General features: G+C 64.9%; 18 protein-coding genes. 5 read left to right on the top strand and 13 right to left on the bottom strand.

Translation table 11 applies throughout. The features are described from left to right. Positions 1–62: 62 nt before the first annotated feature. The gene (locus tag AC56LH_RS21940; protein ID WP_499649629.1) at positions 63–548 is read left to right on the top strand and encodes an SRPBCC family protein; all 486 of its coding nucleotides are present in this window, start codon (positions 63–65) and stop codon (positions 546–548) included. A gap of 38 nt (positions 549–586) precedes the next feature. Here AC56LH_RS21940 and AC56LH_RS21935 read toward each other — a convergent pair whose 3' ends face one another. Then, positions 587–2026, bottom strand: coding sequence for a dihydrolipoyl dehydrogenase (locus tag AC56LH_RS21935; RefSeq protein ID WP_499649627.1), 1440 nt, complete (start codon positions 2024–2026; stop codon positions 587–589). A 256-nt stretch (positions 2027–2282) separates the two neighbouring features. Here AC56LH_RS21935 and AC56LH_RS21930 point away from each other — a divergent pair, with 256 nt between their 5' ends. Next, the gene (locus AC56LH_RS21930; protein ID WP_499649625.1) at positions 2283–2882 is read left to right on the top strand and encodes a PEP-CTERM sorting domain-containing protein; all 600 of its coding nucleotides are present in this window, start codon (positions 2283–2285) and stop codon (positions 2880–2882) included. Here AC56LH_RS21930 and AC56LH_RS21925 read toward each other — a convergent pair. Continuing rightward, complete coding sequence (locus tag AC56LH_RS21925; protein WP_499649623.1) at positions 2879–4912, bottom strand: primosomal protein N'; 2034 nt, start codon at positions 4910–4912, stop codon at positions 2879–2881. The two genes, AC56LH_RS21930 and AC56LH_RS21925, sit on opposite strands and share 4 nt — an antisense overlap. 550 nt (positions 4913–5462) lie before the next feature. After that, positions 5463–6545, bottom strand: coding sequence for a uroporphyrinogen decarboxylase (gene hemE, locus AC56LH_RS21920; RefSeq protein ID WP_499649621.1), 1083 nt, complete (start codon positions 6543–6545; stop codon positions 5463–5465). An 89-nt stretch (positions 6546–6634) separates the two neighbouring features. On the opposite strand from hemE, the gene AC56LH_RS21915 reads away from it, so the two are divergent. The 3 genes from AC56LH_RS21915 to AC56LH_RS21905 all read left to right on the top strand — a co-directional run bounded on the left by AC56LH_RS21915 (position 6635) and on the right by AC56LH_RS21905 (position 14801). Beyond that, on the top strand, positions 6635–8575 hold the full coding sequence (locus AC56LH_RS21915) for a dipeptidyl-peptidase 5 (RefSeq protein ID WP_499649620.1): 1941 nt from the start codon (positions 6635–6637) through the stop codon (positions 8573–8575). Next, positions 8572–12738, top strand: coding sequence for an SNF2-related protein (locus AC56LH_RS21910; protein WP_499649618.1), 4167 nt, complete (start codon positions 8572–8574; stop codon positions 12736–12738). Before AC56LH_RS21915 ends, AC56LH_RS21910 begins: the two co-directional genes overlap by 4 nt. A 149-nt stretch (positions 12739–12887) precedes the next feature. Further along, a complete protein-coding gene (locus AC56LH_RS21905; protein WP_499649616.1) occupies positions 12888–14801 on the top strand; it encodes a DUF885 domain-containing protein in 1914 nt (637 codons plus the stop codon). Between the two features lie 60 nt (positions 14802–14861). On the opposite strand, the gene tatC is transcribed toward AC56LH_RS21905, so the two are convergent. The 10 genes from tatC to hisB all read right to left on the bottom strand — a co-directional run bounded on the left by tatC (position 14862) and on the right by hisB (position 20637). Then, entirely contained in the window at positions 14862–15617 is a 756-nt protein-coding gene (gene tatC, locus AC56LH_RS21900) for a twin-arginine translocase subunit TatC (protein WP_499456012.1), read from the bottom strand. A gap of 11 nt (positions 15618–15628) precedes the next feature. Then, on the bottom strand, positions 15629–16150 hold the full coding sequence (tatB, locus tag AC56LH_RS21895) for a Sec-independent protein translocase protein TatB (RefSeq protein WP_499649614.1): 522 nt from the start codon (positions 16148–16150) through the stop codon (positions 15629–15631). 12 nt (positions 16151–16162) lie between these two features. Next, on the bottom strand, positions 16163–16405 hold the full coding sequence (gene tatA / locus AC56LH_RS21890) for a Sec-independent protein translocase subunit TatA (protein ID WP_183555135.1): 243 nt from the start codon (positions 16403–16405) through the stop codon (positions 16163–16165). 135 nt (positions 16406–16540) lie between these two features. Beyond that, positions 16541–16915, bottom strand: a complete 375-nt coding sequence (locus AC56LH_RS21885; RefSeq protein WP_183555133.1) for a histidine triad nucleotide-binding protein — start codon at positions 16913–16915, stop codon at positions 16541–16543. Between the two features lie 138 nt (positions 16916–17053). Then, positions 17054–17395 (bottom strand): phosphoribosyl-ATP diphosphatase, encoded by a 342-nt coding sequence (locus tag AC56LH_RS21880; protein WP_258836813.1) that lies wholly within the window; start codon positions 17393–17395, stop codon positions 17054–17056. After that, positions 17392–17802 (bottom strand): phosphoribosyl-AMP cyclohydrolase, encoded by a 411-nt coding sequence (gene hisI / locus AC56LH_RS21875; protein WP_183555129.1) that lies wholly within the window; start codon positions 17800–17802, stop codon positions 17392–17394. The genes AC56LH_RS21880 and hisI overlap by 4 nt, the downstream gene beginning before the upstream one ends. A 4-nt stretch (positions 17803–17806) precedes the next feature. Next, on the bottom strand, positions 17807–18568 hold the full coding sequence (hisF, locus tag AC56LH_RS21870) for an imidazole glycerol phosphate synthase subunit HisF (RefSeq protein WP_499649612.1): 762 nt from the start codon (positions 18566–18568) through the stop codon (positions 17807–17809). 4 nt (positions 18569–18572) lie between these two features. After that, positions 18573–19349, bottom strand: coding sequence for a 1-(5-phosphoribosyl)-5-[(5-phosphoribosylamino)methylideneamino]imidazole-4-carboxamide isomerase (hisA, locus tag AC56LH_RS21865; protein ID WP_258836814.1), 777 nt, complete (start codon positions 19347–19349; stop codon positions 18573–18575). Positions 19350–19391: 42 nt separating this feature from the next. Beyond that, positions 19392–20033 (bottom strand): imidazole glycerol phosphate synthase subunit HisH, encoded by a 642-nt coding sequence (gene hisH, locus AC56LH_RS21860; protein WP_183555123.1) that lies wholly within the window; start codon positions 20031–20033, stop codon positions 19392–19394. Positions 20034–20046: 13 nt separating this feature from the next. Then, positions 20047–20637: an imidazoleglycerol-phosphate dehydratase HisB gene (gene hisB, locus AC56LH_RS21855; protein ID WP_183555121.1), complete on the bottom strand. Its 591-nt coding sequence runs from the start codon at positions 20635–20637 to the stop codon at positions 20047–20049. Between the last annotated feature and the right edge of the window lie 6 nt (positions 20638–20643).

Genomic DNA, 20643 nt, shown 5'->3' with positions numbered 1-20643 from the left:
ACCTTTGCAGCGCGCGACGCCACGCGCTACGCTGCCGCCCTATTTTTCTGGAAATCTGCCCCATGAAATTCGAACATCTCGTCGAAATCAACGATCCGATGAACCCGCTGCTCGACACGCTTACCCGCGAGCAGCTGTGGCACGGCCTGGTGCTGCGCGCCGAGCAGCCGAAACTGTTCATTCCGCACCTGGACACCTGTGAGATCCTCGAGCGCGACGCCGGCATCATGCGCCGCCGCCTGACCTTCGGCCCGCTGGTGATTGAAGACAAGGTGACCCTGACCCCGCTGCAGGAAGTGCATTACGACGTGCCGGCGCAGGGCGACATCGCCGCCTCGACGCTGCGCATGGTGATCGAGGCGCCCACCAGCGCCATGCTGCTGGTGCGCTTCTGCTACGACGACGGCATGGGCGAACACGTCGACCAGGCCAATGCGATGTACGACGAATTCAAGAAGTCGGCCTACGAAGAAGCCGACATCGACACCGTGCGCATCCTGCGCCAGCTGGCCGGCCAGGGCAAGCTGGCCACCACGCTGCTCAACTGATTCAGCGATCCGGCGATCCGGCGATCCGGCGGCGCAGTTTACAGACCCGGCTGGGAGTCGGCTGCGAGGGTGCTGCTTTCGCCCTGCGCCAGGTTGGTCGCCAGGTCGCGCAGCGCCGTGCGCACGCCCTCTTCGATCACCGGATGATAGAACGGCATCTCCAGCATCTGGTCGACCGTGAGACGCATCTGGCACGCCCATGACAGCAGGTGCGCCAGATGTTCGGCGCGCGGCGCGATCATCTCGGCGCCCAGGAACAGGCGCGAGCCGTATTCGGCATACACCCGCAGCATCCCCTTGTTCTGCAACATGACACGGCTGCGGCCCTGATTCTCGAACGACACACTGCCCACGGCGAACTTGCGTTGTCCGCCCGCGCACAATTCTCGATAGCTCTTGCCCAACGTGGCGATATTCGGCTCGGTGAAGGCCACCGCGATCGGCGTGCGGCGCAGACCCGGGCGCACGTCGGGGTAGCGGCCCGCATTGTCGCCGGCGATCTTGCCGTGGTCGGCCGCGTCGTGCAGCAACGGGCGCTCGTCGTTGGCGTCGCCCGCGATAAAGATATGGCTGGTACCGCACTGCATGGTGCGCGCATCAAAAGTCGGGATGCCGTCGTCGCCCCGCTCCAGGCCGGTCAGCTCCAGTCCCAGGTCATGCACGTTCGGCGTGCGCCCGGCCGCCATCAGCACGTACTGGAAGCGTTCGCTGCTCTCCTTGCCCAGCGCGTCGCGCACGCGCAAGACCACCTCGTCGCCCTCCTGTTCTGCACCCATGATCTGGCTCTGGAACGCGATGTCGACTTCGTCGCCCAGCACGTGCGCCGCGCAGCGCAGCACTTCGGGATCGCTGATGTTGGCGATGGAGCCGCCGCGCGCGTAGAAACGCACGCGCACGCCGAGACGGCTCAGGGCTTGGCCCAGTTCAAGGCCGATCACGCCGGTGCCGATCACGGCCACCGAGGCCGGCAGGTCGTTCCAGTAGAACACGTCGTCGCTGGTGACGATGCCAGGGCCGACGTTCTCGAGCTGCGGCAGGCGCAGCGGTGTCGAGCCGGTGGCGATGACGACGCGCCCGGCGTGGATCTCGGTATGGTCGTCGACCTGCAGCGTGCACGGGCCGGTAAAGCGCGCGTGGCCCTGCAGGCGGTCCTGGACGGGAATGGCTTCCACGGCCTCGAGCACGAAACCGACAAAACGGTCGCGTTCGCGCTGGACGCGCGCCATCACGGCCGGGCCATCGATCCGCACCTCGCCGGCATGCACGCCGAACGGGCCCGACGAGTGCAGCGTGTGCGCCGCTTCGGCGGCGGCGATCAGCAGCTTGCTCGGCATGCAGCCGACCCGGGCGCAGGTGGTGCCATAGTGCGCGCCCTCGATGACCACGGTACGCGCGCCCTGGGCCTTGGCCGCGCGATAGGCCGTCATGCCGGCGGTGCCGGTGCCGATGACGGCGACATCCACGTTCAGTTGTTTCATGGTGCTCTTTCACTGTTGACAGGCAAAACGATACGCTATTTCACGCGTCATGGTGGCGATTCGGGCGGGACGCCGCGCCAGCGCGCCAAAGAATCAAAACCAATAGGCATAAAACCATGTCGACCACTTTTACAGATTCCGAACACCAATTTATATTGCTTTAATTTTTCCTAACGGAATCAACAGGATGGATGGGTTCTTCACTGCGGCACGGTATTTGCATACACCCCGGGCTCAACCCAACCCAGGAGATGTCATGTCACTCGCTACGCTGAACAAATTGCTTGTTAGCCTGTCGCTGTTCGCTTGCTCATCCGTATTTGCCGCACCGCTGGTCGTCAACGTGTCGGGCATTACCAGTTTTGGGGAATACGGCGACGCCAGCAACACGGTGCTGACCTATAACGTCGGCGCCAATTCGATCATTACCAACGTTTCCTTTTCGGCCAACCTGACCGCGTTTTCGCCGAGCTGGTTGTCTGAACTGACCCTCGCGTTCGAAAACGCCGACCAGACCGATGGCGTGTACTTCAACCCCGGTTTCAACGATGACAGCCCGGGCACCGCAACGTATAACGGTTTCGCCGACCTGGTCGACCTGGACCTGAGTTTCGCTGTCGGCGCCGACGGCATCCTGCGCCTGGAATTCTTCGAAGGGTTCGATGATTTCGATGGCCCGGACGGCATCTGGAACTTCGGCACCATCACGTTCGGCGTGCAAACAGTCGGCGGCGAAGTGCCGCCGGGTGAAGTGCCTGAACCGGCCAGCGGCCTGCTGCTGGGCGCCGGCCTGGGCATGATGGGTTATGCCAGCCGTCGGCGTCAGGCAGCACGCAAGGCTGCCAGCGCAGCTTAAATATCGAGCGGGTCGACTTCGAGCGACCACTTCACGCGGGCCTTCATGGCCCGCAGCGCTTCCATCCACGCGCGCAGGAATGCCTGCAAGGCCGGGCGCGAGCTGGACTCCACCAGCAACTGGGCGCGGTCCATATTGTGCACCCGCGTCATCGTCATCGGGATCGGGTCATTGATCAGGATCCCGTCGTGCGCCAGGCAGTCGCGCGCGCTTTCCAGAAATGCAATTGCGATCGGCAGCTCGCGCGCCTCGGCCCGCAGCAAGGCCTGGTACATGTACGGCGGCAGGCCCGCTTCGCGCCGTTCATCGAGCAATTGGCCGGCAAAGCGCTCGTAATCGTGGCGCATCACCGCGCCGTACAGCGGGTGCTGCACGTAACGGGTCTGCACCAGCACCTCGGATGGGGCCCCGGCCCGCCCTGCCCGCCCCGCCACCTGCATCAGCTGCGCGAACAGGCGCTCGCTGGCGCGGTAGTCCTGCGAGAACAGCGCCGTATCCGGATTCAGGATGCCCACCAGCGTGAGCTTCTTGAAGTCGTGGCCCTTGGCGACCATCTGGGTGCCGATCAGGATATCGACCTCGCCCCGGTGCACGCTGTCGAACGCCGCCTGCGCGCTGCCCTTCAGGCGCGTGGAGTCGGCATCGATGCGCAGGATGCGCGCCTCGGGGAACATCGCCCGCAAGCCTTCTTCGACGCGCTGCGTGCCCCTGCCCAGCGGCTGGATGTCGACGTTGCCGCAGGTCGGGCATGAGCGCGGGATGCGCAGCTCCAGGCTGCAGTGGTGGCAGCGCAGCCGGTTCTCGGGCTTGTGCAGCACCATGAAGGCAGTGCAGCGCGTGCAATCGCTGATCCAGCCGCAGGCGTCGCAGGAGATCACAGGGGCATAGCCGCGCCGGTTCAGAAACAGCAGTGACTGCTCACCGCGCTCCAGGCGCAGGCGCAGCGCAGCGACCATCTCGGCGGTCAGGCCATCGCGCCCGCGGTCGCGCTCCATGTCGATCAGGCGCACACGCGGCAGCACCGCATCCTGCACGGCACGCTCGCGCAGGTCGAGCCTTGTATAGCGCCCCGAGCGGGCGTGGTGCCACGATTCGAGCGATGGCGTGGCCGAGCCCAGCACGATCGGAATCCCCAGCTGGTGCGCGCGCCAGACCGCCAGGTCGCGCGCCGAATAGCGCAAGCCTTCCTGCTGCTTGTACGACGGGTCATGCTCTTCGTCGATCACGATCAGCTGCAAGTGGGGCAGCGACGCCAGCAGCGACAGCCGCGTGCCCAGCACGATGCGCGCCTGGCCCAGGTGCGCGGCCAGCCAGTGCAGCATGCGCTCGCCCTCGGACAGGCTGCTGTGCAGCGTGGCGAGCATCATGCCCGGGAAGCGCGCCCGGATATTGCCTTCGAGCTGCGGCGTGAGGTTGATCTCGGGAACCATGATCAGGATCTGCGCCTGGGGATCACGCGCCAGCACCTGGGCGCAGGCTTGCAGATAGACCTCGGTCTTGCCGCTGCCGGTGACGCCCCATAACAGGAACGGTTTGAAACCGGTGGCGCCACCGATGGCGTCGGCCGCCTCCTGCTGGGCCGTGTTCAGCACGGGCATGCCCACTGCGGTCGCGTCCTGCCCGGCGTCGAGCTTGGCCAGTTTTTTGAGCGCGCGCCCCAGCGCCACTGTTTTGGGCACCCGCAGGTTCTTCGGCAGGCCGGGCAACGCGACTTCGCCGAGCGGGCGCTGGTAGTACTCGGCAGCGAACCGCGCCAGCGCGAGCCAGCGCCCGGACAGTGGCGCCAGTTCGCTCCGCACAGCCAGCGCATCCTTGAGTTTTTCGGGCGGCACATCGCTGATGGACTTGACCGCGACGATCAGGGCCATCACCTCGCGCCGCGCAAACGACACCAGCGCCAACTGGCCGGGCAGCGGTTCATCACCCGGCTGACAGGGCCAGCGGTAGTCGAAACTGCTGTTGAGCGGCGTATCGATCACGACTTCGAGAAAGCAGTACGGTTCGACCGGTGCGGGAGTGCTGGTTGACAATCTGGACCCTGTGCAAATCTGTGGAGAACTTTGTGAATAGTGGGGGACTTGACCCCATCAAAGGTTTACGTTAGATCAAGTCACAGACGAAAATTCTCGAATTCAAGATAATTTTAGTCTTCATAATCAACGACTTGCAAAATCACCCGAAAACCTGTTAACAACCTCGAGCACATTTCGCGCCTTGTGCATAACTCTGCAATTTTCCGTGGAAAACTCGCTGCGATGCGTCATAAAGTTAAGGCAACACATGAAGTTTCACGCTAAGTCTCGGTAAACCAAGCACTTTTCCCCGTCTTTGCAGCGCCTGTTGATAACTTTGTGAACAAGGCGCCAAATCAGGCTGAATTCCCCTGGACAAGGTTTAGCGAGAAGACAGCCAGATCGCATAAGCAAGAAAGAAAACACTTATGAATCATCGACTTGCGCGTAAACACGAAAAGTCGAGATGTCCACAGGACGGTTTATCGGATTTGCGGAAGTTGTGAACAAGTGAGGAAGTCGGCTTGCGATCGCGCTCTTGCGAGTGCGCAGCAAGCCGTGAACAGGATTACGCGGCGCGCTGCTTGCGGCTGAAGCTGTGCACTGCCTCGACCATTGCGGTGACCGATTCCGGCGGGGTAAATTGCGAGATGCCATGGCCCAGATTGAACACGTGACCGTGGCCATTCGATGGCGTGCCGTAGGCGGTCAGCGAGCGCTCGACTTCCGCTGCAATTTGGTCCGGCGCGGCAAACAGGATCGCCGGGTCGAGGTTGCCCTGCAGCGCCACGCGGTCGCCGACCAGCGCGCGGGCCGTGCCCAGATTCACGGTCCAGTCCAGGCCCAGCGCATCGGCGCCGATATCGGCCATCTGGTCGAGCCAGATGCCGCCGCCCTTGGTGAACACGACGGCCGGGATGCGCACGCCATCCTTTTCGCGCTGCAGGCCGGCCAGGATCTGCTGCATGTAGTGCAGCGAGAAGGTCTGGTAGGCGCCATCGGCCAGCGCCCCGCCCCACGAATCGAAGATCATCACGGCTTGCGCGCCGGCGTCGATCTGCGCGTTCAGGTAGGCGGTGACGGCCTTGGCATTGATGTCGAGGATGCGGTGCATCAGGTCCGGCCGGCTGTACAGCATCTTTTTGACGGTGTGGAACTCGCGCGAGCCGGCGCCTTCGACCATGTAGCAGGCCAGCGTCCACGGGCTGCCCGAGAAACCGATCAGCGGCACGCGGCCATTGATGGCGCCGCGGATCTGCGTGACGGCCTTGAACACGTAGTCGAGCGAGGCCATGTCGGGCACTTCCAGCGCGTGGACCTGCTCTTCGGTGCGCAGCGGACGCTCGAACTTCGGGCCCTCGCCGTCGGCGAAATACAGGCCCAGGCCCATTGCGTCCGGCACGGTCAGGATGTCCGAGAACAGGATCGACGCGTCCAGCGGGAAGCGGTCGAGCGGCTGCAGCGTGACTTCGGTGGCGTAATCGGGATTTTTTGCCAGGCCCAGGAACGAGCCGGCGCGCGCGCGGGTGGCGCGGTATTCCGGCAGATAGCGGCCCGCCTGGCGCATCAGCCAGACCGGGGTGTAGTCGGTCGGCTGGCGCAGCAGCGCACGCAGGAAGGTGTCGTTCTGGAGCGGGGCAAATTGTGGCATGGGAGGCATCGGTTTGATAGGCAGACGCCTATTATCGCATTCTTGGGGGCGCACTATAATGCTCGTCCACCCTTCGAAAAAGCCCCTCTATGACCGTTGCCACCAGCAAACAAGCCACGCCATGCGGCGCCTGGACTTCCCCGATCACTGCCGCCGTCGTTGCTGCCGGCGCCGTGCCACTGGCGCAGCCAATGCCCGACGGCGCCGCCATCGGCTGGCTCGAGGGGCGCACCAGCGAAGGCGGGCGCATGACGCTGATGGTGCACGACGCCGACGGCACGCGCGAGCTGACACCGGCGCCGTTCAATGTGCGCAGCCGCGTGCATGAATATGGCGGTGGCGCGTACCTGCTGAGCGGCGGCGGCGCCTGGTTCTCGCACCATGCGGACAACCGCCTGTACCGGGTCGAGAACGCTGGCCAGCCGGTTGCCGTCACGGCCGCCGACACCGGCCACCGCTTTGCCGACTTCGTGCTCGACGCCGGGCGCGATCGTCTGGTGGCGGTGCGCGAAGACCATTCGCCGGGCGCGACCTATCCCGTCAACACGCTGTGCGCGGTGGGCTTTGACGGCGCCGAGACCGTGCTGGTCGAGGGCAGCGACTTCTACGCCGCGCCGCGCCTGTCGCCCGATGGCCGCCAGCTGGCCTGGCTGTGCTGGGAGCTGCCGCACATGCCGTGGGAAGGCACCGCACTGTGGCTGGGCGACGTGGCCGCCGATGGCGCGATCGTCAACCGGCGCCTGATCGCCGGCGGGGCGGATGAAGCGATCTGCCAGCCCGAATGGTCACCTGGCGGCGTGCTGCACTTCGTGTCCGATCGCAGCGGCTGGTGGAATCTGTACCGTTACGCCGCTGACGCCGTTCACGCCCTGTGCGAGCGCGCGGCCGAATTCGGCGTCCCGCAGTGGAACTTTGGCGGGTCGCAGTATGCTTTCCGCTCCGAAGAACAGATTGTGTGCGCGTATATCGAGATGGGCGTGAGCCACCTGGGCATCGTCTCCACCCACGACGGCAGCTTGATGCCACTGGAAACGCCCTATGAAGACATCCGCGACGTGAAGGTCAGCGGTGACATCGTGACGCTGCTGGGCGGCGCGCCGACCATTGCGCCCGAACTGGCGCGCATCGACCTGGCCGGCGCGCCGCTCGAGGTGCTGGCGCACTCGATCCCGCAACTGCCGGCCACGTCGTATCTGGCCGTGCCGCTGGCGATCAGCTATCCAAGCGCCAACGGCCGCACTGCGTACGCGTTCTACTATGCGCCGGCCAATCCGGATTACGCGCCGCTGCCGGACGAACTGCCACCGCTGATCGTGATCGGCCACGGCGGCCCGACCAGCATGGCCACCAGCACGCTCAAGCTCTCCACCCAATACTGGACCAGCCGCGGTTTCGCGGTGCTGGACGTGAACTATGGCGGCAGCACGGGCTTTGGGCGCGATTACCGCAACCTGCTCCAGCACCAGTGGGGCGTGGTCGATGTCGAGGATTGCGTGGCCGGTGCACGCCACCTGGCGGCCATCGGTGCGGTCGACCCCGAGCGCCTGCTGATTCGCGGCAGCAGCGCCGGCGGCCTGACGGTGCTGTCGGCGCTGGCCTTCCACGACGTGTTCAAGGCCGGCGCCAGCTATTACGGCGTGTCCGACCTGGCCGGGCTGGATGCGGATTCGCACAAGTTCGAGTCGCGCTACAACGCCTACCTGACCGCGCCGCCCGAGCGCGCCCAGGCCGTGTACCGCGAACGCTCGCCGATCCACCACAGCGACAAGTTGCGCAGCCCGATGATCTTCTTCCAGGGCCTGGACGACAAGGTCGTGCCGCCGCAGCAGTCCGAAAGCATGGTCGACGCCCTGCGCGCGCAAAAGCTGCCGGTGGCCTACCTGACGCTCGAAGGCGAAGGCCACGGCTTCCGCAAGGCCGACAGCGTGGTGCGCACGCTCGAAGCCGAGCTGTATTTCTACCTGCGCGTGTTCGGCATTGCCGTGCCGGCCGACCTGCCCGCCATCGAGATCGAGAATCTCGACGCATGAAGGGTGGCCCACTGCCTGACGACGTGCGGGCGCAACTGGCGGCCTGCAGCGCCGAAGAACACGCGATCCTGACGCTGCTGGCGATCGCCGGCGAGCCGATGGGCCGCCAGCGCATCCTCGAGCACATGCGGGCACTGAATGCCCCGTTGCCGGCCGCGCAGTGGGCCGACGAACTGGCGCGCCTGAAGGCCGAAGGCCTGCTGGTGGATGCCAACGAACGCGGGCTGGGGCTGGCCCCGGTGGCCAGCTGGCCCGTGCTCGACTTTGCCCTCGACAGCGGCCTGTTCGACGTCGTCGCGGGTGCGTATGGCGCGGTGTCGACCGTGCGCCGCGACTGGCAGGGCCACCTGATGCTGCGCAGTTACCGCCAGGGCCTGGCCCTGCTGCGCATCGCGCTGCTGACGCGGCAAGACATCGACGTCGTCACGCCGCTGCTCGACGCCTGCCTGGCCTGCCATGAGGCGAGCTATCTGCATCCGCTGGTCGACGTCTGCGCGCGTCCGTTCACGCCGGCGCTGATCGAGCGCATCCACCCGCGCCTGCGCGAGACCGTCCTGCACGTCCTGGTCGTGCATGTGCGCAGCGAGCCGGCGCTGGCCCCGGCGGTGCGCGCCTGCGCCGAGGGCTACATCATGCATAGCAGCCCGGAAAGCCTGCTGCGCCGCGCGCTGGGCGAGCACTACATCCTGTGCGGGCGCCTGGACGATGCGCTTGACCTGGTCGCCGACATGACCGATTCACCGGGCCTGTTCCTGCGCAGCGTCGTGCAGCTGCTGCGCGACGATGTCGACGGCGGCCTGGCGGGCGTCGACGCGGCCCTGAAGCAGTTGCGGCGCGAGACCGGCAAGCGCAAGGCCACCTTCAGCGGCCATTGCGCGCACATCGCGGTGGCCGCCCTGTTGCGCAGCACTGAACCGGCGCACCGCAAGCTGGCCGATGCCTGGCTCGAGATCGAAACACGCGCCGTGCAGCGGCCCGACAACGCGATCTGGTTCCAGCTCGGCATGCTGCATGAAATCCGGCGCGGCACCGTCGACGCGGGTCTATTCGCCACCCGCAGCTGGGAACTGTCGCTGGAACCGACCGTATTCCGTGCGCTGATCCACTACTGGCTGGCGCTGCCCGCGTTGAACAGCCAGCGTGCGCGCCTGGAAGACATGCTGGCGCAATCCGAGCTGGCCGGGTTCGACCTGTGGTCGGCGCAGCTGGCCGGCGTGCTGGCCCAGATGGGCCAGGCGGGTTATCTGATTCACGAGGCGCGTGCGGGCGAACTGCGCCAGCGCCACCGCTTGCCCGACATGGCGCTCTGGTTCACGCGCGAAGAGCCGTGGGAGCGCCAGCTCAACGCGCTGATCAACCTGCAGCCCGCCCTTACGGTGGAGCAGGTCAAGGAATCGCGCCTGGTCTGGCTGATCCGCCACGACCCGCACCTGGGCGTGCAGGAAATCGAGCCGCGCGAGCAGAAGCGCGATGCGCAAGGCGCGTGGAGCCGCGGCCGCGCGCTGGGCCTGAAACGCCTGGCCGAAGAAGGCGCGCAGCTCGAGTTCCTCACGGCGCAGGACCTGCAGGCGATCAATGCGATTGCCGGGCGCCGTTACTACGCCGGCAGCGGCATCCGCTTCGAGCTCGAAGTGCACAAGGCGCTGGCCGCCCTGGTCGGCCATCCGCTGCTGTTCTGGATGGCCTCCCCCGGCACACGCGTCGAACTGCTGCCAGGCGAACCGGAACTGCTGGTGAAAAAACAGGGCGACAAGGTGTCGATCGCGCTGCAGCCGCCGATCGACAACGAAGACGGCGACGTGGTCATCACGCTCGAGACGCCCACGCGATTGCGCCTGGTGCGCATCAACGACGAACACCGCCGCATCGCCGCCATTGTCGGCGCCGGGCTGGACGTGCCGCTGTCGGCCGAGCGCCGCGTGCTGCGCGCCATCGGCGCGGTGGCGTCCAGCGTCACCGTGCAGTCGGACATCGGTGCGAGCAGCGCCGACATCGAGACCGTGCCGGCCGATGCGCGCATGCACATTCACCTGCGGCCCTACCAGCAAGGCCTGCGCATGCAGTTGCTGGTGCGCCCGCTGCCAGGCGGTGCCTACTACGGCCCGGGCGAAGGCGCGGCCAGCGTGATCGCCGATGTCGACGGCATCCGCACCGAAGCGCAGCGCGACATGAACGCCGAGCGCGAGGCCGAACGTCAGCTCGTCGGCGCCTGCGTCGTGCTGGAACAGGGCGAGCAGGAACACGGCGAATGGCTGCTCGGGCAACCGATGCTGGCACTCGAACTGGTCGAGGAGCTCAGGGGATTGGACCCGGCCTCGATCGTCGTGGCCTGGCCCGAGGGCGAATCGTTCCGCGTCACCAAAAAAGCGACCTCCAAATCGGTGCGGGTACAGATCCGGCGCGAGCGCGACTGGTTTGCTGCCAGCGGCGACATCGTCATCGACGAAGGCCGCGTGATGAGCCTGCGCACGCTGCTGGAAAAGCTGCGCGAGAGCGGCAGCCGGTTTGTCGCGCTGGGCGACAACGATTACCTGGCCCTGTCCGATGAACTGCACCGGCGCCTGATGGAGCTGGGCGCGTATGGCGAACTGCATGGCGACGGCATCCGCACCCACGCGCTGGCCAGCTTCGCGCTGGGTGAACTGGCGGGCGAGGCAGGCAGTGTCGACGGGGACAAGGCCTGGCAGGCGCACCTGACGCGCATGGCCGACAGCGCCGCCTTCACGCCCACGCTGCCATCGACCTTGCAGGCCGAGTTGCGCGACTATCAGCTCGACGGCTTCGAGTGGCTGGCGCGCCTGGCCCACTGGGGCGTGGGCGCTTGCCTGGCCGACGATATGGGTCTGGGTAAAACGCTGCAGGCGCTGGCGCTGCTTCTCACGCGCGCCAAGGATGGCCCGGCGCTGGTGGTCGCGCCGACGACCGTGTGCCTGAACTGGATCGACGAGGCGGCGCGCTTTGCGCCGACGCTGAACCTGAAACTGTTCGGGCCCGGCGAGCGCGCCGCGACGATCGACGACGCGGGGCCATTCGACGTCGTCATCGTCAGCTACGGCCTGCTCCAGCAGGAGGCGGCGCGCTTCAAGGGCCGCCGCTGGCACAGCATCGTGCTGGACGAGGCGCAGGCGATCAAGAACATGCACACCAAGCGCTCGCAGGCCGTGATGGCGCTGCAGGGCGACTTTAGAATGGCAGCCACCGGCACGCCCCTGGAAAACCACCTGGGCGAATTGTGGAACCTGTTCCGCTTCATCAATCCGGGTTTATTGGGCAGTGCCGAGCAGTTCCAGCTGCGCTTTGCCGGCCCCATTGAAAAAGCCCAGTCCGAGAAGGTGAAGGACCGGCGCGCCGAAGTTGCCGCCCGCGCGCGCCTGCGGCGTCTGACCGCGCCGTTCATCCTGCGCCGTACCAAGGCGCAGGTACTGGCCGAACTGCCGCCGCGCACCGAGATCGTCATCCCGGTCGAACTGAGCGCCGAGGAAAGCGCGCTGTACGAATCGCTGCGGCGCCAGGCGCTCGACAAGCTGGCTGCGCTCGAAGCACCCGAAGGCCAGAAGTCGATCGAGATCCTGGCCGAGATGATGCGGCTGCGCCGCGCCTGCTGCAATCCCGAGCTGGTCGCGCCGGGCGCCGGCATCATCAGCAGCAAGCTGGCCGCGTTCGCGCGGCTCACGGCCGACCTGATCGAGAACCGCCACAAGGTGCTGGTGTTCAGCCAGTTCGTCGACCACCTGAGCCTGATCCGCCAGCACCTCGACGCGCAGGGCGTGCGCTACCAGTACCTTGACGGGTCCACGCCGATGCAAGAGCGCAAAAAGCGGGTCGACGCGTTCCAGGCCGGCGACGGCGACATGTTCCTGATCAGCCTGAAGGCGGGCGGCGTGGGCATCAACCTGACGGCGGCCGACTACGTGATCCACATGGACCCGTGGTGGAACCCGGCGGTGGAAGACCAGGCCTCGGACCGCGCGCACCGGATGGGGCAGCAGCGCCCGGTGACGATCTACCGGCTGGTCGCGCGCGGCACGATCGAAGAAGGCATCGTCGACCTGCACCGCCACAAGCGCGACCTGGCCGACAGCCTGCTCGAAGGCACCGAGATGGCCGCGCGCATGTCACCAACAGATATGCTCGACATGCTGCGCACGGGACTGGGCAGATAACACTGCCTTGATAGAACAGTAATATTGCACTTTGTCCCGTTCGTGTCGGAATGTTTCATCCGTCCGCAAACGGCGGGTTTGGTGCTAACCTGCACGCGATTCGCGCCGTTGCGGATCACGAATTCACACTTGTTACAGGGCCGAATACGATGATAAAAACGAAAATCGCGCTGGCAGCCGTGCTGGCCTGCTTCGCACTGGCGCCGGCCAGCGCCGCCACCAAGCCAGCCAAGAGCAAGGCGAAGTCGACGAAGGTCGTCAAGAAGTCGACCAAGGCCAAGAAGGCCGTCGTCGGCGCCGCCGCCATTGGGGCGACCGCCGCTGCCGCCAGCACGAGTACAAATAACAGTGCCAGCGCCAGCGACAGCGCCGCGCCGGCGAAAGCCAGCGAAGGCCGCCTGGATCGCCGCATGTCCACGCTGAGCATGCAGTACCTGACTGCGCTGTGGCGCGTCGACCCGGAAGGCGGTATCTATGTCGGCAAGTTCGACCAGGCCGCGAACCTGACGCTGCCTGACCCTGCCACCCGCGCCAAGCAGCTGGCCTTTGCCAACGAGTGGCTGGAAAAATTCGGCAAGCTCGATCCGAAGCAGCTCTCGCCGCGCTACCGCACCGACCTGGTATTGCTGCTCAACAAGCTGGAAAAGGACCGCTGGGCGTTGACCACCTGGCGCGAGTTCGAGTGGAACCCGTCGGCCTACAACATCGCCGCGCCGCTCGACCTGATCCTCAATACCGATTACGCGGCCAAGCCGCAGCGCCTGCGCACGATCCTCAAGCGCCTGACCGATGTGCCTGCCTATTACGCGGCCGCACAGGCGTCGATCAAGACGCCGACGCGCGAGCACACCCAGCTGGCGATCAGCCAGGCGCCGGGCACGCTGGCGGTGCTGGCCGACCTGGGCAAGGCGGCGCAGGAATCGATCCTGACCACGCAGGAAAAGACCATCTTCGCGCAGCGCATCGCCAACGCCGGTACTGCGGTGCTGGGCTACGTCGACTTTTTGAGCGACATGGAAAAGCGCCAGGCCGCCAATGGCCAGGCCCGGCCGTTCCGCATCGGCAAGGCGCTGTACGAGCAGAAGTTCGCGCTCGACATCCAGTCGTCCAGCAGCGCCGAGCAGACCTACCGCAAGGCCCTGGCCACGCGCGAAGAGCTGCTCACGCACATGGACAAGATTTCGGACGAACTGTGGCCGCGCTACATGGCCGGCGTGACCAAGCCAGCCGAGCGCTTCCAGAAGATTGGCATGATGATCGACAAGCTGTCCGCCCGTCACGTCAAGCGCCAGGACTTCTTCACCGAGATCCGGCGCCAGATCCCGCTGCTGCAGGACTGGGTCATCAAGCATGACCTGCTGACGCTCGACCCGAGCAAACCCCTCGAAGTGCGCGAAACGCCGATGTACCAGCGTGGCGTCGCCGGCGCGAGCATCGATGCACCGGGCCCGTATCGTTCTAAGGACAAGACGTACTACAACGTCACGCCGATGGACAGCCTGACGGATGCCCAGGCCGAGAGCAGCCTGCGCGAGTACAACGAATGGATCCTGCAGATCCTGAACATCCACGAAGCGATTCCCGGCCACTATGCGCAGCTGGTGCACGCGAACCGCTCGCCGTCGCTGATCAAGTCACTGTTCGGCAATGGCGCGATGGTCGAAGGCTGGGCGGTCTACGGCGAGCGCATGATGCTCGAATCGGGCTATGGCGACAACGCGCCCGAGATGTGGCTGATGTACTCGAAGTGGAACCTGCGCAGCGTGACCAACACGATCCTGGACTACAGCGTGCACGTGAACGGCATGAACCAGGCGCAGGCGATCGATCTGCTGACGCGCCAGGCCTTCCAGACACGCCAGGAAGCCGATGAGAAATGGCGCCGCGCGACGCTGACGTCGGTCCAGCTGACCAGCTACTACAGCGGCTACGAGCAGATCATGGAACTGCGCGAGCGTCGCAAGGCGCAGCTGGGCGAGCGTTTCAACCTGAAGGCGTTCCACGACCAGTTCCTGAGCTACGGCAATGCGCCGGTCAAGATGATTTCGGAGTTGATGCAGTAAAAGTGTGAAGGGGGCGGCACCTTGAGGTGCCGCCCCCCCCGGATCGTGACGGGACGTTTGTTACGCCGTTTCTTCGGGTGCGCGCGTGGCGCGGGCGAACATCGGTGCGACCATCAGGCCCAGCTCGTAGAGCAGGCACATCGGAATGGCCAGCGCCAGCTGGCTGACCACGTCCGGCGGCGTGACGATCGCCGAGATGACGAACGCGCCGACGATGACATACGAGCGCACTTCGCGCAGCTTCTCGATCGGCACGATGCCCATGCGCACCAGGATCACGACGACCACCGGCACTTCGAACGAGGCGCCGAACGCCAGGCACATCGACATCACGAAATCGAGGTAGTTTTCAATATCCGGTGTGACGGCAATCGACGTCGGTGCAAACGCGCTGATGAAGTGGAACACACGGCCGAACACGAAGAAGTAACAGAACGCCACGCCGCCGATGAACAGCAGCGACGACGAAATCACGAGCGGCATCACCAGGCGCTTTTCGTGGGCGTACAAGCCCGGCGCAATAAAGGCCCAGGCCTGGTAAAACACCCAGGGCAGCGCCAGGATGAAGGACAGCAGCAGCGTGACCTTCATCGGTACCAGAAACGGCGAAATCACGCCGGTAGCGATCATGGTCGAGCCTGGCGGCAGCGACGCGATCATCGGTGCTGCGATCAGGTCGTAGATCTGCGACGGGCCAGGCCACGCCATCAGCGCGGCGCACACGATCGCAATGCCGATCGAGGCCTTGACCAGGCGGTCACGCAGCTCGACGAGGTGCGAGATGAAGGTATCTTCGCCGGCGGCTTGTTCAGTCATCAGCTAGGCGATCAGAAAAAAGAGGAGGTGGAATTCGTGCCGGCACCGGGACGGTACTTGCGCACGCGGGCCGCGCCCGACATCACATGGCGCTTGGTGCCATGGCGGTTCTTGTACCAGGCCGGCACGCTGGAAGTGCGCACCAGCTTCTTGCGGCGGAAGTCCTTGGCCTTGCGGTCGATGTCGGCCACGGTGGGCATGATCACGTGGGCAGATGGATCCGAGCCGCGCTCGTCCCACAATGCCTCGACTTCATCGACGTGGCTGGTCACGGACGAGCCGAATTCGCTCGTCGCCGATTCGACGTCGTTCTTGAACGACTGCGCGCGGTCCTGCACTTCCTTGTGCAGATTGCGCAGTTCGTCGAGTTCGATTTCACGGCTGACCTCGGACTTGATGTCATGCAGGTAACGCTGGGCACGCCCATAGAGCGTGCCAGCCATGCGCGCCACCTTGGGCAGCTTTTGCGGCCCGATCACGATCAGCGCGACAACGCCGATGATCGCGATTTTCGACAGTCCAAGATCGATCATGAGGACGCCGGGTTACAGGCGGGTCTTGTCGCGGGCTTCCACGTCGATGGTCGACTTGTCGGCCACCTGCTGCGTTGCCTGGACACGGGCGGCTTCTGCTTCGGCAGCGCGCTCTTCGTCACCCTTGACGCCATCCTTGAAGCCCTTGACGGCCTTGCCCAGATCGGAACCCATATTGCTGATCTTCTTGGTGCCGAAAATCAGCATCACGACCACCAGCACGATGACCCAGTGCCAAATACTCAATCCACCCATGTTGTTCTCCTGATGGCGCCTGGCGCCTGAAAAATTAGTGAAGCGCAAACTGCATACACACCGAGTATATGCGATGCGGGAGCCCGTTGCTCCTAATCGAACTTAACCCGAACTTAACCCAGACTTAGACGCTGCCTACAGTCCCAGCCCGCGCCATGGACGCGGACCGCCGTACATGTGCAAGTGCAGGTGATACACCTCTTGCCCGCCATCCGGACCGGCATTGATCAGCGTCTTGAAACCGCCACTTGGCGTGCCATCGGCCGATGTCTTGACCGCAATACCATTTTGCTCGGCAAGTTTCGGCGCCAGCGCCAGCATCTTGCCCAACAATGCCGCATGCTCGTCGGTGCAATCGGACAACGTGGCCACGTGCACCTTTGGAATCACCAGCAAGTGCACGGGCGCTGCCGGATTGATGTCCTTGAACGCCAGCACGTCGTCGTCTTCATAGACGATGGCAGCCGGAATTTGCTTGGCAACGATCTTGCAAAAAATGCAGTTATCCATTCGGTCTCCAGATGATTACATTGCATGACACGCAAGCGAGCACCGGCATCGTACCAAGGCTCCATGACATCGCCATGACGACGAGGCACTGATTATGACACCGGTTCAAACAGTTGGCACGCCGGCCGGCGCGCAGGCTCAGGCGTCGGTGCGTGCGGCTTTCTCGTCCAGCCCCGACACGCCTTCGCGCCGCGCCAGCTCGTCGAGCACCTGCTGCGGCGTGAGGTCGAACTTGGCCAGCAGCACCAGCGAGTGGAACCACAGGTCGGCGCATTCGTACAGCACCTTGGCGGCGTCGCCATCGACGCGGGCGTCCTTGGCGGCCATCACCAGTTCGGTAGCTTCCTCGCCGATCTTTTTCAGGATGGCGTCGTCGCCCTTGGCGAACAGCTTGGCAACATACGATGCGGCCGGGTCGCCGCCATTGGCGGGTTTGCGCGATTCGATCACGGCCGCGACGCGGGCCAGGGTAACGCTCATGGGGTCTTCTTGTCTTTTGAGTAAATCGTGTCGGGGTCCTGCAGCACCGGTTCGACACTGTGCCAGTCGCCGTTGTCGTACTTCTGGAAGAAGCATGAGTGGCGTCCGGTATGGCAGGCGATTCCGCCGACCTGTTCGATCTTGAGCAGGACGACGTCTTCGTCGCAATCCAGGCGGATTTCGCTCACCTTCTGGATGTGGCCGGACTCTTCGCCCTTGTGCCACAGCTTCTTGCGCGAGCGGCTCCAGTACACGGCTTCGCCCGATTCGACGGTGCGGGTGAGCGCTTCGCGGTTCATCCAGGCGAACATCAGCACGTCGCCGCTGGTTGCCTCTTGTGCGATGACGGGCACCAGGCCCTGTTCATCCCAGCGCACCTTGTTGAGCCATTTGGCATTCGTTGTCATTGCGTTACTCCAGGCGCATCGGGATACCGCGGTCATGCATGAAGCGCTTGGCTTCCCCGACCGTGTGCTGCCCATAGTGGAAAATGCTGGCCGCCAGCACGGCGTCGGCGTGGCCCTGCAGGATGCCGTTGGCCAGGTCTTCCAGGCCGCCGACGCCGCCCGAGGCGATCACGGGGATGCCCACGGCGTCGGACACGGCGCGCGTCAGGCCCAGGTCGAAGCCCGACTTGGTGCCGTCGCGGTCCATCGACGTGAGCAGCAGCTCGCCGGCGCCGAGGCTTTCCATCTTGCGCGCCCATTCGACGGCATCCAGCCCCGTCGCATTGCGCCCGCCATGGGTGAAGACTTCCCAGCGGCCCGGCGTAATCTGCTTGGCGTCGATCGCCACCACGATGCACTGCGAACCGTGCTTGTGGGCGCAGTCGAACACCAGCTGCGGGTTGGTGACGGCCGACGTGTTCATGCTGACCTTGTCGGCGCCGGCGTTGAGCAGCCGGCGCACGTCTTCCACCTTGCGCACGCCGCCACCGACGGTGAGCGGAATGAACACGGTCGAGGCGACGGCTTCGATGATCGGCAGGATCAGGTCGCGGCCGTCGCTCGAGGCGGTGATGTCGAGAAAGGTGATTTCGTCGGCGCCTTGTGCGTCATAGCGGCGCGCGATTTCGACCGGGTCGCCGGCGTCGCGCAACTCGTTGAAGTTGACGCCCTTGACGACCCGGCCGCCAGTGACGTCAAGGCAGGGGATGATGCGTTTTGCGAGCATGGAATCAGGCGCCAGCGCCTTCGGTCAGTTCATCGGCGCGGTCCTGGGCCGAAGCCAGGTCGAGCGTGCCTTCGTAGATCGAACGGCCGCAGATCACGCCCTCGATGCCTTCGTCCTGCACCGCGCACAGCGCTTCGACGTCGGCCAGCACGTGCACGCCGCCCGAGGCGATCACGGGAATCTTCACCGCGCGCGCCAGCTTGACGGTCGCGTCGATGTTCACGCCGCCCATCATGCCGTCGCGGCCGATGTCGGTGTAGACGATCGATTCGACGCCGTAGCCTTCGAACTTCTTGGCCAGGTCGATCACTTCGTGGCCCGACATCTTGCTCCAGCCGTCAGTAGCGACCTTGCCGTCGCGCGCGTCCAGGCCCACGATGATGTGGCCCGGGAAGGCGCCGCAGGCGTCGTGCAGAAAGCCCGGGTTCTTCACGGCGGCGGTGCCGACGATGATGTAGCTGATGCCGTCATCCAGGTAGCGCTCGATGGTGTCGAGGTCGCGGATGCCGCCGCCCAGCTGGACCGGGATTTCGTCGATGCCGTTGTCTTCGGCGTATTCCTGCACGATCTGCAGGATCGACTTGATGGCCGATTCGTTCTTCGGTTTGCCCGCAAATGCGCCGTTCAGGTCGACCAGGTGCAGGCGCCGCGCGCCCTGCTTGAGCCAGTGCAGCGCCATTTCGGCAGGATCTTCGGAAAACACGGTGGCGAGTTCCATATCGCCTTGTTGGAGGCGAACGCAGTGACCGTCTTTCAGGTCGATGGCGGGGATCAGCAGCATGGTCGTTGTCGGTAGAGTTAACGGGTTAAATACGAGGATGAATCAAGGATTCCAGTGGATGAAATTACGGTACAGGCGTAAACCCGCTGCCGCACTTTTCTCCGGGTGGAACTGGGTGGCGACGATATTATCGCGGCCGACAGCGCAGCAGAACGGGCCGCCGTAATCGGCTTCGCCGATCACATCATGCGCGTTTTCGGGCGCTGCGTAATAACTGTGCACGAAATAGAAGTAGCTGTTGTCGTCGACGCCATCCCACAGCGGGTGCGCGCGCGACTGGCGCACGCGGTTCCAGCCCATTTGCGGGACCTTGAAGCGCGAGCCGTCGTTCTGCAGTTTTCCATCCAGCTGAAAGCGCACGACCTTGCCCGGCAACAGGCCCAGGCCCGGCGTGCCGCCGTTTTCTTCGCTGGCGTCGAACAGCATCTGCTCGCCCACGCACACGCCCATGATCGGGCGCGTCTTCGCGGCGCGCAGCAGCGCGTCTTCCAGGCCCGATTCACGCAAGCTGCTCATGCAGTCGCGCATCGCGCCCTGCCCCGGCAGCACGATGCGGTCGGCCGCATCGAGGTCGGCGGCCGAGCTGGAAACGAGCACGTCGGCTTCGGGCGCGGCGGCGCGCAGCGCCTGGACCACCGAGCGCAGGTTGCCCAGTCCATCGACCACAACAATTTTATTGGCCATGTCGCGTCTCGCCTTACAGGCTGCCCTTGGTCGACGGGATGATGCCGGCGGCGCGTTCATCGAGTTCGCTGGCCATGCGCAGCGCGCGGCCGAATGCCTTGAACACGGTTTCGCACTGGTGGTGCGCGTTCACACCGCGCAGGTTATCGATGTGCAGCGTCACGCCGGCGTGGTTGACGAAACCGCGGAAGAATTCGCCGGTCAGGTCGACGTCGAACGTGCCGATCATGGCGCGCGTGAACGGGATGTGCATTTCCAGCCCCGGGCGGCCCGAGAAGTCGATCACGACGCGCGACAGCGCTTCGTCCAGCGGCACGTAGGCGTGGCCATAGCGGCGGATGCCCTTGCGGTCGCCAATGGCCTTGGCCACGGCCATGCCGAGCGTGATGCCGGTGTCTTCGACCGTGTGGTGCGCATCGATGTGCAGGTCGCCCACGGCTTCGACTTCGAGGTCGAACATGCCGTGACGTGCGATCTGGTCGAGCATGTGGTCGAGGAACGGCACGCCCGTGTTGAGCTTCTGGCGGCCGGTGCCGTCCAGGTTGATCGAGACGCGGATCTGCGTTTCGTTGGTATTGCGGGTAATGTCGGCGGTACGGGTCATTGCTCG

It is taken from the genome of Telluria sp. LT1R51-2 (assembly GCF_059685775.1).
The sequence above is the reverse complement of the archived record's forward strand: the minus strand, read 5'-3'. Positions and strand labels throughout refer to the sequence as shown.

Bases quoted from the DNA above. Each gene is read 5' to 3' on its own strand.
- AC56LH_RS21940 (WP_499649629.1), top strand. From the start codon at position 63: ATGAAATTCGAACATCTCGTCGAAATCAACGATCCGATGAACCCGCTG.
- hisH (WP_183555123.1), bottom strand. From the start codon at position 20,033: ATGGCCAATAAAATTGTTGTGGTCGATGGACTGGGCAACCTGCGCTCG.
- hisF (WP_499649612.1), bottom strand. From the start codon at position 18,568: ATGCTCGCAAAACGCATCATCCCCTGCCTTGACGTCACTGGCGGCCGG.
- tatC (WP_499456012.1), bottom strand. From the start codon at position 15,617: ATGACTGAACAAGCCGCCGGCGAAGATACCTTCATCTCGCACCTCGTC.
- AC56LH_RS21910 (WP_499649618.1), top strand. From the start codon at position 8,572: ATGAAGGGTGGCCCACTGCCTGACGACGTGCGGGCGCAACTGGCGGCC.
- tatA (WP_183555135.1), bottom strand. From the start codon at position 16,405: ATGGGTGGATTGAGTATTTGGCACTGGGTCATCGTGCTGGTGGTCGTG.
- AC56LH_RS21935 (WP_499649627.1), bottom strand. From the start codon at position 2,026: ATGAAACAACTGAACGTGGATGTCGCCGTCATCGGCACCGGCACCGCC.
- AC56LH_RS21885 (WP_183555133.1), bottom strand. From the start codon at position 16,915: ATGGATAACTGCATTTTTTGCAAGATCGTTGCCAAGCAAATTCCGGCT.
- AC56LH_RS21915 (WP_499649620.1), top strand. From the start codon at position 6,635: ATGACCGTTGCCACCAGCAAACAAGCCACGCCATGCGGCGCCTGGACT.
- hemE (WP_499649621.1), bottom strand. From the start codon at position 6,545: ATGCCACAATTTGCCCCGCTCCAGAACGACACCTTCCTGCGTGCGCTG.
- AC56LH_RS21880 (WP_258836813.1), bottom strand. From the start codon at position 17,395: ATGAGCGTTACCCTGGCCCGCGTCGCGGCCGTGATCGAATCGCGCAAA.
- tatB (WP_499649614.1), bottom strand. From the start codon at position 16,150: ATGATCGATCTTGGACTGTCGAAAATCGCGATCATCGGCGTTGTCGCG.
- hisB (WP_183555121.1), bottom strand. From the start codon at position 20,637: ATGACCCGTACCGCCGACATTACCCGCAATACCAACGAAACGCAGATC.
- hisA (WP_258836814.1), bottom strand. From the start codon at position 19,349: ATGCTGCTGATCCCCGCCATCGACCTGAAAGACGGTCACTGCGTTCGC.
- hisI (WP_183555129.1), bottom strand. From the start codon at position 17,802: ATGACAACGAATGCCAAATGGCTCAACAAGGTGCGCTGGGATGAACAG.
- AC56LH_RS21905 (WP_499649616.1), top strand. From the start codon at position 12,888: ATGATAAAAACGAAAATCGCGCTGGCAGCCGTGCTGGCCTGCTTCGCA.
- AC56LH_RS21930 (WP_499649625.1), top strand. From the start codon at position 2,283: ATGTCACTCGCTACGCTGAACAAATTGCTTGTTAGCCTGTCGCTGTTC.